12 protein-coding genes are annotated in these 12,471 nt (G+C 40.7%); 10 read left to right on the forward strand and 2 right to left on the reverse strand.

All coding sequences use genetic code 11. From position 1 onward, the window contains the following. Positions 1–517: 517 nt before the first annotated feature. Together H4J41_RS05885 and H4J41_RS05890 are read right to left on the reverse strand one after the other, a co-directional pair. Entirely contained in the window at positions 518–949 is a 432-nt protein-coding gene (locus tag H4J41_RS05885; RefSeq protein WP_182136664.1) for a CopD family protein, read from the reverse strand. Beyond that, positions 949–2,637: a chloride channel protein gene (locus H4J41_RS05890; RefSeq protein ID WP_182136663.1), complete on the reverse strand. Its 1,689-nt coding sequence runs from the start codon at positions 2,635–2,637 to the stop codon at positions 949–951. Before H4J41_RS05890 ends, H4J41_RS05885 begins: the two co-directional genes overlap by 1 nt. Before the next feature lie 58 nt (positions 2,638–2,695). Here H4J41_RS05890 and H4J41_RS05895 point away from each other — a divergent pair, with 58 nt between their 5' ends. The 10 genes from H4J41_RS05895 to rplI all read left to right on the forward strand — a co-directional run bounded on the left by H4J41_RS05895 (position 2,696) and on the right by rplI (position 12,125). Next, positions 2,696–3,439, forward strand: a complete 744-nt coding sequence (locus H4J41_RS05895) for a DUF6776 family protein (protein ID WP_182136662.1) — start codon at positions 2,696–2,698, stop codon at positions 3,437–3,439. 64 nt (positions 3,440–3,503) lie between these two features. Further along, positions 3,504–3,845, forward strand: a complete 342-nt coding sequence (gene erpA / locus H4J41_RS05900) for an iron-sulfur cluster insertion protein ErpA (RefSeq protein ID WP_146879306.1) — start codon at positions 3,504–3,506, stop codon at positions 3,843–3,845. A 289-nt stretch (positions 3,846–4,134) separates the two neighbouring features. Beyond that, positions 4,135–5,544: a M20/M25/M40 family metallo-hydrolase gene (locus H4J41_RS05905; protein ID WP_182136661.1), complete on the forward strand. Its 1,410-nt coding sequence runs from the start codon at positions 4,135–4,137 to the stop codon at positions 5,542–5,544. Between the two features lie 477 nt (positions 5,545–6,021). Continuing rightward, positions 6,022–6,639 carry a tetratricopeptide repeat protein gene (locus H4J41_RS05910; protein ID WP_182136660.1) on the forward strand — a complete coding sequence of 206 codons (618 nt, stop codon included), beginning with the start codon at positions 6,022–6,024 and terminating at the stop codon, positions 6,637–6,639. 157 nt (positions 6,640–6,796) lie between these two features. Further along, a complete protein-coding gene (rnr, locus tag H4J41_RS05915) occupies positions 6,797–9,244 on the forward strand; it encodes a ribonuclease R (protein WP_182136659.1) in 2,448 nt (815 codons plus the stop codon). A 136-nt stretch (positions 9,245–9,380) separates the two neighbouring features. Beyond that, entirely contained in the window at positions 9,381–10,139 is a 759-nt protein-coding gene (gene rlmB / locus H4J41_RS05920; protein ID WP_182136658.1) for a 23S rRNA (guanosine(2251)-2'-O)-methyltransferase RlmB, read from the forward strand. Positions 10,140–10,576: 437 nt separating this feature from the next. Next, the gene (gene rpsF, locus H4J41_RS05925; RefSeq protein ID WP_182136657.1) at positions 10,577–11,020 is read left to right on the forward strand and encodes a 30S ribosomal protein S6; all 444 of its coding nucleotides are present in this window, start codon (positions 10,577–10,579) and stop codon (positions 11,018–11,020) included. Positions 11,021–11,027: 7 nt separating this feature from the next. Further along, on the forward strand, positions 11,028–11,360 hold the full coding sequence (priB, locus tag H4J41_RS05930) for a primosomal replication protein N (protein WP_404842473.1): 333 nt from the start codon (positions 11,028–11,030) through the stop codon (positions 11,358–11,360). A gap of 64 nt (positions 11,361–11,424) precedes the next feature. Beyond that, positions 11,425–11,652: a 30S ribosomal protein S18 gene (gene rpsR / locus H4J41_RS05935; RefSeq protein WP_077283912.1), complete on the forward strand. Its 228-nt coding sequence runs from the start codon at positions 11,425–11,427 to the stop codon at positions 11,650–11,652. Positions 11,653–11,672: 20 nt separating this feature from the next. Beyond that, positions 11,673–12,125: a 50S ribosomal protein L9 gene (rplI, locus tag H4J41_RS05940; protein ID WP_182136656.1), complete on the forward strand. Its 453-nt coding sequence runs from the start codon at positions 11,673–11,675 to the stop codon at positions 12,123–12,125. Positions 12,126–12,471 lie beyond the last annotated feature (346 nt).

Genomic DNA, 12,471 nt, shown 5'->3' on the forward strand with positions numbered 1-12,471 from the left:
TCGAAATCTTGAGCAAGGCACTGTGCCAGCTGATTTGATAATTTCATTATATAGTGGACCGTTGCTGTTAAGCTAACAACGAAAAATTGTTGCGAAATATAGCATAAAAGTTCAATGCTGAGAATGTATTATCAAGATTTGAATTAAGAAAATATCTGGAGTTTGACTGAAAGGTTGAGAGGGTTAAACAAGATTACAGCCTGGGCAATTCAAGGGCTGTAGTAAGGTGACTAAGCGCCACGGAGAGACAGCATAAGATGCTTGTTTGCTTGTTCAGCATTTAAGTCTACGGTTTGGTATTACGGCTTGATATTATGCTTAGATATTACGACTTACTATAGCGGATAAGTCTTACTTTTCACCGTCAATTTAATAGGCTAGAGTAAGACTTACCTAACACCCTGTACGTGTTGTACAGGGCAGTATAATTGCACCTTCAGCACTGATGAGTATAGCCTTTGAGCTTTAATTCACGTTGTATATATCAGGTTATATCCAACAGTTTAATATGCCAAACTTAAAAAGGTTTTAGGTAAACTAGCAGTATGACAATCAGTAGGATAATTACAGGCACTTCGTTGAAAATGCGATAAAACTTGCCAGAACGAGTATTTTTATCTGCAGCAAATATTTTGACTAATTTAAAGCAGTAACCATGATAAATGAGCAATAGCAGCACCAAGGATATTTTTACATGTAACCATTTTGCCGCCACAAACCAGAGATAGCCATATTGATAAATAATGGCAATCCCTAATAAAACCGTCAATAGGGCAAAGGGGGTAACAAAATAAAGTAATCGTCGCTCCATGCCTTTGAGGTGTTGATGTACAAGAGGTTCAGCTGATTCGGCATGATTAACAAAAATGCGCGGTAAATAAAAGATACCGGCAAACCACGCAACCATAAAAAAAACATGGAATGCTTTAAGCCAGAGAATGGTAACCATCAGTTGGTTTTTCCTTTTAATAAATAAGCGCTAATATAATCAAAGGTTATTATACCCATAATTTCATCTGGATTATCCTGATATATATAAACACCACCCGTCCTTTTCTTCATGAGCAGTAAATAGGCTTCAGTCAGTGTCGATTGGCTAGAAAGCGGGATCAGTGTGTGTTTTGTTAGCGTCGGCTTTGCGTCTATGTCCGTCATACTTTGCTGGTAAAAAACAAATTGTGTTGTTTCATCAGGCTGTTTTATCTGGTGGATAACATTATCCTGTGGTTTTTGCTTTGATAATGCAGTGGCAATAGTCTTATCATCGACTTGTCGCAACAGCGTGATGCGCTCATCCATCACCCCAATGACTCCAATGCGCTGTAAGAACTTCTCAATAGGGGGTTGGCGGTAGGGTAAGCCCTGAATCTCTAACTGGAGAATGAAAATTGAACGATTACCAAAAAATTGTCCAGAAAACACACAAGCACTAGTGATAACAATCATGGCGGGTACAATAATCTCTATCTGATTAGACAATTCCACCACACAGAGCAATGCAGCTAACGGGGCATTAAGTGTTGCAGCCATAAAGCCAGCCATGCCCATTAACGCAAAGTCACTGGCAGAAATGTTACCGCCGATAAAATAGCTTGCGACCACAGAGCCACAGGTACCTGCGATAGCGCCGATACCAAGAATAGGGCCAATAACACCGCCGGGAATGCCTAAGCCAAGCGCAAAAATGGTCATCAGTACTTTTGCGACTAATAAACCCAGGAGTAGTTGCAATTCAAGACTATTTTGCAAAGAAAAATTAATTGCACTTAAATCGGTTCCCATCGCATAAGGCAGTGCATAACCCAAGCTGCCAGTAATTAATGCCGCAGTCAGTATTCTTGGCACAAGATGAAAACGAGCACTGTGTTTGATCACTAATATCAGGTTGCGATTAAAAATAAAGGCGAAAACACCTAGCACCATGCCGAGTACAGCCAAAACAAGATAATGGTCGATGTTTAAAGTAATGGCGGTAAAATGGCCAAATTCATGGTTGACACCAAAAATATGACTGGTGGTCATCGACCCAACCAGAGCCGCAATCATTACCGGTATAAAAATATGAACTTTATACTCTCGTAAGATAACTTCCATCACAAACAAAACCGCGGCTATTGGGGTATTAAAACAAGCGGCAATACCCGCCGCAATACCGCAAGCACTTAAGCTGCGAATGGCGTTATAAGGTAAATTTAACTTGTTGGCAATATAACTGCTACAGGCGGCGCCTAAATGCACAGCCGGACCTTCTCTGCCCACTGAAAAACCGGCAGCAAGTGCGGTGGCACTACCAATAAATTGATTAACCGTGTTACGAAATGGCATGACACCATTGGCAACTTTTAAGCGATGTAATACAAAGGGAATGCCGCTGCGGATATACTTGTAACCGGTTAGCCAGGCAAATAAGAGAATAACGACAGCACCCATAATAGGTAATTGAAAACGACTTAAAGCGCTGATGCTGTTATAGTCGTCTTTTTCGGGCAGAAAAAATAACTGAATGCCTTCAATGGTAAAAATAAATAGCACAACTAACAACGCCGATGCAAAACCCCCAATAGCGGCTAGTAAACAGAGTTGCCATGACGTTTGTGGCACGGCGAGACGTTTTTTTAGTTGAGTTATTGTCTTCATATTGAGTTATTTTTATTGGACATATTTACAGACACTCTGGATATCATAATACTTTCAAATGAATTGGTTAGCAAAAATAAATTTCCGCACTGTGGTGATGCGCCTTGGAAGCTTTAGTTCAGCGATTTTACTGCTGGTGATCCTGGCCATTGTATTCTTCTGCGGCTATCGCCTAGGTAATTTTTATCATGGCTATCAGACTCAGACCTTAGCACAGCAGAAAGCTCGCTTAGATTTTATCTATCAACAATTAGCTGAGAAGACTCAACACATCAACACGTTAGAAGTTGAGCTTGAAGTTGAACGTATGGCGAATGCACGCAGCCAACAAACCTTAAAATTGATTGAACAAGCGCACTTTCAAGTTAAAAAAGAACTCGCTTTTTATGAAAAAGTCATGGCACCTGAGAAACAAGCAAATGGCTTAGTCATTGACGGCGTGACCTTAACAAAAAGTCAAAGTCCTGCTCATTACCGTTTTCAAGTGGTGTTGGTGCAACAAGTATTACGTAAGCGTTATGCGAAAGGTTTTATTGAGCTAACCATCATTGGGAGTTTAAATAATAAGCCAACGAGTATTGCCTTGTCTGAGTTGACGACACTAAACAAAGACGACCTATCTTTTAGTTTTCAATACTTTCAAATTATAAGTGGCGAGTTAACCTTACCGGAAAACTTTGTCCCTGAAACCATCAATGTGGCAGCAATATTGCCAAAAACCAGATGGCAAAAATATAATCGTATCGATCATAGTTATCCATGGCTGAAAAGTATTGATAATATTACGCAGAGTTCACCATAATACTTGACTAAAACAGTCAAGTTTAAGATAATTACGTCAGTTCATCCGTTTTAAGTTGAGTTATATGTCAAATACTGAATTACCTATTAAATTTTCCGATGCTGCAGCGACCAAAGTATTATCGTTGATCACGGAAGAAGAAAACCCAGACTTGAAATTGCGTGTCTACGTTACAGGCGGCGGCTGCTCAGGATTTCAGTATGGTTTTACCTTTGACGAAAAAGTCAATGACGGCGATATGACCATAGTCAAAAAAGGCGTTACTATGGTGATTGACCCCATGAGTTTACAGTATTTAGTTGACGGCGAAGTTGATTATACTGAAGGCTTGGAAGGCAGTCGTTTCTTGGTAAACAACCCAAATGCGAGTACGACTTGTGGTTGTGGTTCTTCTTTCTCGATTTAATCACCATCGATTGCAAATAAAAGCCGACGACTGTCGGCTTTTTTGATCTTGGCTTAGCGAGAATTAAAAATCTAATGCCACATCACTAACTTGTCGTTATAAAGCAACAGGCTCTTTGTTTTGCGTTTTAAAGGCAGTTTATCTTTACACTTACCTAGGGTTTATTCTTGGTGATATGACCCAAATCAGGCGAAGTGATTGCAAGTTAATTACCTTTTATAGATACTTATACTAGGTTGATTAATGATAACGATACCATCAATAAAAAATAATTCAGTTAAGGAAAAACATGTTCCCAAAAACAAAATTGATTGCCGGCACTTGTCTCGCCATTTTAATGAGTGTGGGTAGTTTTGCTACTAGTGCACAACAACTAAATACTGAGCAACAAGCGCAATTAAAGCAGTTAAAAACAACGGCATTGCAATCAGATTTATCCTACCAATTAATCGAGTCATTAACTACCGAAGTAGGTCATCGCATGATGGGCTCAACAGGGGATAAAAAATCGATAGTATGGGCGGTTAATAAAATGAAAGCCTTAGGCTTTGATAAAGTATGGACCGAAGAAGTTACCGGCAGCTACTGGTTACGTGGTGAGGCAGAAGCACGCATTGTTGCACCGTATCCGCATGACGTAGTGGTTTTAGCGCTTGGTGGCAGCATAGGTACAGCTAAAGCAGGTTTGACCGCTGAGATAGCGCATTTTGAAACTTTTGCTGATTTAAAAGCAGCACCAGATAATAGCCTAAATGGCAAAATAGCCTTTGTTTCCTATCAAATGGAGCGTCATATCGACGGTAACGGCTATGGCCCTGCTGTTGGTACGCGCGTTAATGGCGCTGTTGTCGCTGCACAAAAAGGCGCTTCTGCTCTGGTGATGCGCTCAGTAGGAACAGACAATAACCGTACCGCTCATACTGGGGTCATGCGTTATAAAGATAAAGTTAAACAAATTCCTGCGGCCGCTTTATCAAACCCTGATGCTGATTTATTAGTGAATCAACTTAAGCGTGGCGAAGCCGTTAGTCTGTATTTGAACATGACGGCTAGAACTAAAGCTGAAGTTGTTGCAACATCGGCCAATGTTATTGGCGAGTTTACCGGTAGTGAGTTTCCAGAAGAAATTGTCGCCTTAGGTGCTCATCTAGACAGTTGGGATGTAGGCACAGGCGCATTAGACGATGGCTTAGGTATCGGTATGGTCATGGCGGCAGCGCATCACATTGGGCAATTGCCTGAACGTCCAAAACGCAGCATTCGAGTGATTTTATTCGCCGCTGAAGAAGTGGGTTTATTAGGCGCGAAGCAATATGTCAAAGATCATAAAGATGATATGGCGGCGCATGTTATTGGTGCTGAGTGGGATTTTGGCATAGGGCGTATATACAAAATGACCCCGGGTGTTGGTGCACAATCGCTCAATGCAATACGTGAATTAGCGCAGTACTTGGCCCCAATGGGTGTAGCGCTTGCACCAGAGAATAATGCCAAAGGTCAGTCGGATATGAGCGCGTTAAGTGACGCAGGTATGCCAAGCATTGACTTTGCACCAGACGGCTCAAATTACTTTGATTATCACCATACTGAAAATGATACTTTGGACAAAGTTGAACCTGAAGCACTCAAGGTCAATACCGCCATTTATACTATGTATGCCTACTTTGCCGCACAAGCTATGGTGGGCTTTAGAAAGTAAAGCATTGCAATTGTGCTAAGTTAGCCCTTGGGTAAATGAGGGCAGTTTTTGTTATAGCACAGGCAAATTGCAGTTTGGTATGTTCGATTGAATGCAAAGTTCAATTGAGCGCAACTGCGGTTTGCCTTTTGTTAAATTTTAGCAATCTCCCAGTGATCAAAATTCGCTTATCTGATTGCGATCAACATCAAAGTCTTTAGCGTTAATCGCTTTAGCCATTAGCGGACAAAAGCCACTTATAGGTATTTATGTTGATATGTTATTTACTTGAAGTTAAACCAGTTAAACCAGCTAAATAAGATAAGTTAGTTACCTGCTTCAAAGTAACTTACCTCAAGTGTGAAAAAATACTATGAGCGGTTTACTAAGTTATTTCTGCTAACGGCCGATATAAAGCATGACCTAACTTAAAGCATGACCTAACTTGAGTTACACCCTGAATCACACCTTGAATTACAAATTGTGCAAAGAGGCATTATGCAAAAACTACTTATCGCGATCTTATTGATAATAACTCATGTTATGAGTGCCTCTGCTGCTGAATTGAGGGCGGTGCAAATTTATAGTGATAACGTCTTGCTTGATTTAATAAAAGAAAACAAGCATTTAAGCCAAGTAGTTATTGATGACTGTCAACTGGTGCAAGATATTGAAGCGCGAGCGGTAAAGGCGCAAATGCCAGGCTATCAGTTCCTTTGGGGGGATATGCTTGCCTACGGTGTTTGCATAAAAAAAGATGTACCTTTGGGCTTACATTATATGCAAGCGGCAGCCGATCAGGGATTACCTGAAGCGTTAGAGCAAATGGGTCGCTATTATCATCTGGGTAAATTCGTACAAGTAGATATTCATCAAGCTATTACTTTTCTTAAAGAATCATCAGCATTGAATAACATAAAAGCACAGCTTAGATTAGCCAATATTTATTTAGCCGGTCATGGTAGCCCGTTGGATTTCCCTCAGCTATATACGCAATTACACCAATCAGTGACTGACGACAAAAAAACGCATAAAGTTATCGCTCAGCACTTAGCAAAGCTAACGGAAAAAATGCCTGAACGTGTGGTCAATGCCGCCAAAAATGGCAAGTATTAAAGGCTCAAGTCGATAAACCGTACTTTTGCGAATGTTTCAACTTTTATCTCGCTAGGTGTTAAGCAGCTCAATACGCCGCACAAGCCTGCATATTGAAGTGGCTTGGGTATATAGTTAATCTACGATATACTAAACAAAAAACCATTATTGAATAAATGTGACCAAAAACGACCCGCACCAACAGCGAGAAGCTGACAAATATGACAAGCCAGTAGCGAGCCGTGAGCTGCTATTGTCTCTGATCGAAAAATCAAACATCCCACCGACGTTTAAAGCCCTTGTGAGTCAATTGCAATATACTGATGACGACATGGTAGTGGGAGTGAAGCATCGATTACGTGCTATGGAAAACAGTGGTCAAATTGTGTTTAATAAATTTAAGCAATATGCCATAGCAAAACTTAGTGATGTGTTGACCGGCAAAGTTATTGGTCATCGTGATGGTTTTGGCTTTTTCTCTCCCGACAATGGTGACAAAGATTTTTATATTTCTTCTTATGAAATGAAACGGGTGATCCATGGTGATATTGCTGAAGCGATATTACTTGATCGCAGCGATCGTAAAGGTCGTAAAGAAGTTAAAATACTCGATGTTATTAAACCTCGCACTGCCGGTGTTGTTGGTCGATTCTTTGTTGATCATCATATCGCCTGCGTGATCCCAGATGATGCGCGTATTCCACAAGAAATTCTGATCCAACCCGATAAAAAGCTAGGCGCTCGTCATGGTGAAGTCGTGGTGGTTAACATTATTCAAAGACCTACCAAACGCTCGAACGCCGTTGGTGAAGTGATTGAAGTGCTCGGTGAACACATGGCACCAGGCATGGAAATTGAAATTGCCTTGCGTGCACACGACTTGCCCAACCAGTTTTCTGCTGAAGTGATTGCTGAAGTTAGCGGTATTGCTGATGAAGTTGAAGAATCAGCCAAAGCGCCAAGAGTTGATCTCCGTGACTTACCCCTAGTGACCATCGATGGCGAAGACGCCCGAGATTTTGACGATGCGGTTTATTGCCACCCCAATGCTGATGGTGGCTGGACCTTATGGGTGGCTATAGCGGATGTTAGCTATTATGTGCGTAATAAAACCGCATTAGATGAAGAAGCCATTTCTCGTGGTAATTCGGTGTATTTTCCTAGCCAAGTTATTCCTATGTTGCCGGAAAAACTCTCTAATGGACTGTGTTCATTAAACCCGGATGTTGATCGCCTTTGTATGGTTTGTGAAATGACCATCAGCGCAGCGGGAGATCTAGCAGGATCTAAATTTTATCCTGCTGTGATGAACTCTAAAGCGCGTTTCACTTATAGTAAAGTGGCGACCATTCTAGGGGTGAACCCAGAACAAAAAGATGAAGACTATCGCGCGGAATTACGCACACAATACCAGGCCTTGATTCCTGATTTAGAAAACCTCAATACCATGTATCACGTGCTAGCGGCTGCTCGTACTAAGCGCGGCGCTATTGCCTTTGAAACCACAGAATCACAGTTTCTCTTTAACAGCGAGAGAAAAATAGAGTCTATTGTGGCTATGGTGCGTAATGACGCGCATAAAATCATTGAAGAGTGCATGATTTTAGCCAATGTTGCGACCGCAGAGTTTATTGAAAAACATAAAAAACCCGGTTTATTCCGTGTTCATGATAAGCCTAGCGAAGATAAATATAATAACTTTATCAGCTACGTAAACGAGCTAGGGCTTGATTTATCTTCGATGGGAGAAACCAAAGCACAACCTGAACCTATGGATTATTGCCATATTTTAGAGAAAATAGCTAACCGACCAGATCAAGAGCTTATTCAAACCATGCTCTTGCGCTCAATGCGCCAAGCCGTTTATCAAAGTGAAAATATAGGTCACTTTGGCTTAGCATTACCCTCGTATAGCCATTTTACTTCGCCGATACGCCGTTACCCAGATTTAGTTGTGCATCGTGTGATTAAAGCCATTTTAGATGAGCAAGCACAACATGAAGCCAATGCTGGTGCACATAGTTATACACCCGAAGCAGTCATAGAACTGGGTGAACATTGCTCAATGACTGAACGCCGTGCTGATGACGCCACGCGTGATGTTTCTGATTGGCTAAAATGTGAATATATGCAAGATCATGTCGGCGATACTTTTACTGGTGTGATCTCAACGGTAACTAACTTTGGTTTATTTGTTCGTTTAGCCGACCTACATATCGAAGGCTTAGTACATATTACCTCGCTAGGTCATGACTATTATCATTTTGATGATGTACGTATGTGCTTAACCGGTGAAAATACCGGCGCTAAATATCACATCGGTGATACGGTAGAAGTACAAGTTGCCGCGGTTAATCTTGATGAGAAAAAAATCGATTTAGCCTTAGCGGGTGAAAACGCCGTCACTAAACGTGCTAAACCGGCAGCAAAAGGTAAAAGCAGCGATAAGCATAAACGTGGCAAAGGCACTGCTGGCAAGGCCAAGGCAGAAAGTGAACAAGCTAAGCCAAATAAAAAGTCAGCTAAACCTGATGATAAAGCGAGTGACAAAACCACGACTAAAGCCAAAAAGCGCAAGGCAAGAAAAAAACGTCCTGGTAAAAATGCTCGTAAAACAACCGATTAGTCATATATACCCAAAGCACTTGCTGAATCTGCATATTCAAGTGGCTTGGGTATAGGCCTTAGCAGGTGGCTGTGTTAGCAAATGCAATGCAGACAAGCTTTTAAAGTAATTAATTAATAGAGAAAGAAATAAGTTTATGGCAAAGCAAGAAGAATTAGTATTTGGCATCCATGCGGTAAAAGCTTTGATTGAAAATGCACCTGAACGATTTATTGAGTTATGGCTACTTAAAGGTCGTGAAGACGACCGGTTGATGCCGATTATTAACTTAGCGCAACAATACGGTATACCTGCACAAATGGCGAGTCGTAAAGTACTGGATGATAAAAGTGAAGGTGATCAGCACCAAGGTGTTGTGGCACGAGTTAAACCAGGAAAAGTCTTCACTGAAGCCGATTTAGATGACATTCTTGCTGAAGCAGCAGGTAAAGATCAAGCACCATTTCTATTGATTTTAGATGGCGTGACCGACCCGCATAACTTAGGCGCATGTTTACGAAATGCTGATGCGGCTGGTGTGCAAGCGATTATTGTGCCGAAAGATAATGCCGCTCGCTTGAGTGCAATCGTCCGCAAAGTCGCCGTTGGTGCCGCAGAAGCTGTGCCTTTAGTGCAAGTGACTAATTTATCAAGAACCATGAAAGCGTTACAACAAATGGGTGTATGGATTATTGGCACCGCGGGTGAAACCGAGACTTGTCTTTATGATGTCAAACTCGCTGGGCCCATGGCCTTAGTGATGGGAGCAGAAGGTAAAGGCATGCGCCGTTTAACTCGCGAGAATTGCGATCAATTGGTTAAGCTACCTATGGCGGGTAGCGTCTCTAGCTTAAACGTTTCAGTAGCAACCGGTATTTGTTTATTTGAAATTGTACGACAACGTTTAACGGTTTAACGCATTGAGTATTAACCTCAAGCTGAATTTTTTCGTTTCGATGAATTTAGCTTGAAGTGCTTTTGTTTAAGCTGATCCTAACCCGCATAAATACTTTTTTATGCGGGTTAGTTCATGCTTACTAGTCTTTCCTTCGCATTATTGCTTGTCTCGTTAAGTATGAAAATCCTTCACCTATTGGCTCACCATAAGTAAAAACAAGCTTTGAAGCGACCAAATTTAGCGCTGTTATGCTAGTTGTCTGTGGACCTAAAATCATTTAAGTTAATGAATTTTAAGTTTAAAATTAAATAAAAAAACAATATACAGCATCTTCTTGCCTTTTTTGCTCATTTTCCCTACAATACGCCTCCTTAATTCAGCCTGAACTTTTGTTCCTTGCCTCAACTGGTGTTGGCTGAGCCAGACAATGAGGCTACAACCGTAAGGAGCTCGTAATGCGTCATTACGAAATCGTATTTATGGTTCACCCTGATCAGAGTGAACAAGTACCAGCTATGATTCAGCGTTACAGTGACATTGTCACTAATGCTGAAGGCAAAATCCACCGTCTTGAAGACTGGGGCCGTCGCCAATTAGCTTACCCAATCAATAAATTGCACAAAGCACACTATGTTTTAATTAACATTGAAGCGCCCCAAGCAGCTATTGATGAACTAGAAACTTCTTTCCGTTACAACGATGTAGTTATTCGTAACATGATTATGCGCACTAAAGACGCGGTTACTGAAGCTTCAGCTATGGCTGTTGCTAAAGAAGACCGTCGTGATGAGCGTCGCGAAGTGAAGAAAGAGGTTACTGAAGCACCAGCTACTGAAGCATCAGATGTTGAAGCACCAGTTGCTGAAGCACCAGCAGAAGAAGCTGCGAGCGAAGAATAAGTAACCTGTGACCAATTCTCTACCTATGAATAATAGCCAAGAGAATTGCTTGGTGTTGACCGGACAGGTGCTAAAAGTACCTAAAACGTCAACCAGCCCAGCGGGTATTCAACATTGTCAGTTTTCAATGGACCACAAGTCCATACAAAATGAGGCCGGCATGAACAGACAAGCGTTTGTTCGAATACAAGTTGTTGCAACAGGTAAAGTGTCACAACACTTAACTCGTGATTTAATTGAAGGCTGTAATGTTAGAGTGACTGGTTTTATAAACCGTCATGAATCTAGAAACGGAAATCCGCTTTTAGTATTACATGCCCAACAAATTGAAATGATTTAATTTAGGCTATTTTTATTTAACGGTGTTTTCACCTTAATAACTTAAGCCATATTAGGAGAAATCCATGTCTCGTTTTTTTAGACGTCGCAAGTTCTGCCGCTTTTCAGCGGAAGGTGCTGCTGCAATCGATTATAAAGATACAGCTGTACTAAAAAACTATATCACTGAAAGTGGTAAAATTGTTCCTAGCCGTATTACTGGTACAAGTGCTAAATATCAACGTCAACTTGGTCGTGCGATCAAGCGTGCTCGTTACTTAGCGTTATTACCATATACTGATTTACATAAGTAACCTAAAAAGGGGTTTTGAAAATGGAAGTAATACTTCTTGATAAAATCGCCAAATTAGGCGGTCTTGGTGACAAGGTAACAGTTAAATCTGGTTACGCTCGTAACTTTTTATTACCTAAGGGTAAAGCTGTTTTTGCCTCTAAAGCAAACGTTGAGCACTTTGAAGCTCGTCGCGCTGACTTAGAGACTAAACTAGCTGAGCAACTAACTGCTGCGAAAGCACGTGCGACTAAATTAACTGATTTAGCTGAAATCACTATCGCTTCTAAAGCTGGTGATGAAGGTAAATTATTTGGTTCAATTGGTACACGTGATATTGCTGATGCAATCACTGAAGCTGGTGTTAAAGTTGTTAAAGCTGAAGTACGTTTACCATTAGGTAGCATCCGTGAAACAGGTGAATTCGATATCGTAATTCATGTGCATAACGATGTAGATGCAACAATTAAAGTTGTTGTTATTGCTCAAGCTTAATTGCCTTAAGTAATCATCTATTGAAAACCCTGAATTCGTTATGAATTCAGGGTTTTTTTATGTCTCAATATTAGGCATTTATAAATCAGTTAGCCACAGTAGGTTTTCAATATACTGCTAGCAAGCAGTTTTATTACCATTAAAACAAAGCATTTAAAGAAAAATCATCAACAAAAATTAAAAAAATATTGATTTTTTATGGTCTACAATTAATTCAATTAGCTTGATATACTAAAAGGTATTAATAGAACCTTGTTATACCAAGTTGATTAATTACCTGTTCATTTTATGGATTAACATGAACAAATACGCTGTTATAAAATCTATCAGTAGCAAAACTACGGAT

Origin of the sequence: Colwellia sp. MB3u-45 (assembly GCF_014077005.1) — a bacterium.
Lineage (GTDB): Bacteria > Pseudomonadota > Gammaproteobacteria > Enterobacterales > Alteromonadaceae > Cognaticolwellia.

Bases quoted from the DNA above. Each gene is read 5' to 3' on its own strand.
- H4J41_RS05910 (WP_182136660.1), top strand. From the start codon at position 6,022: ATGCAAAAACTACTTATCGCGATCTTATTGATAATAACTCATGTTATG.
- erpA (WP_146879306.1), top strand. From the start codon at position 3,504: ATGTCAAATACTGAATTACCTATTAAATTTTCCGATGCTGCAGCGACC.
- H4J41_RS05895 (WP_182136662.1), top strand. From the start codon at position 2,696: ATGAATTGGTTAGCAAAAATAAATTTCCGCACTGTGGTGATGCGCCTT.
- H4J41_RS05905 (WP_182136661.1), top strand. From the start codon at position 4,135: ATGTTCCCAAAAACAAAATTGATTGCCGGCACTTGTCTCGCCATTTTA.
- H4J41_RS05890 (WP_182136663.1), bottom strand. From the start codon at position 2,637: ATGAAGACAATAACTCAACTAAAAAAACGTCTCGCCGTGCCACAAACG.
- rpsR (WP_077283912.1), top strand. From the start codon at position 11,425: ATGTCTCGTTTTTTTAGACGTCGCAAGTTCTGCCGCTTTTCAGCGGAA.
- rlmB (WP_182136658.1), top strand. From the start codon at position 9,381: ATGGCAAAGCAAGAAGAATTAGTATTTGGCATCCATGCGGTAAAAGCT.
- rpsF (WP_182136657.1), top strand. From the start codon at position 10,577: ATGCGTCATTACGAAATCGTATTTATGGTTCACCCTGATCAGAGTGAA.
- rplI (WP_182136656.1), top strand. From the start codon at position 11,673: ATGGAAGTAATACTTCTTGATAAAATCGCCAAATTAGGCGGTCTTGGT.
- H4J41_RS05885 (WP_182136664.1), bottom strand. From the start codon at position 949: ATGGTTACCATTCTCTGGCTTAAAGCATTCCATGTTTTTTTTATGGTT.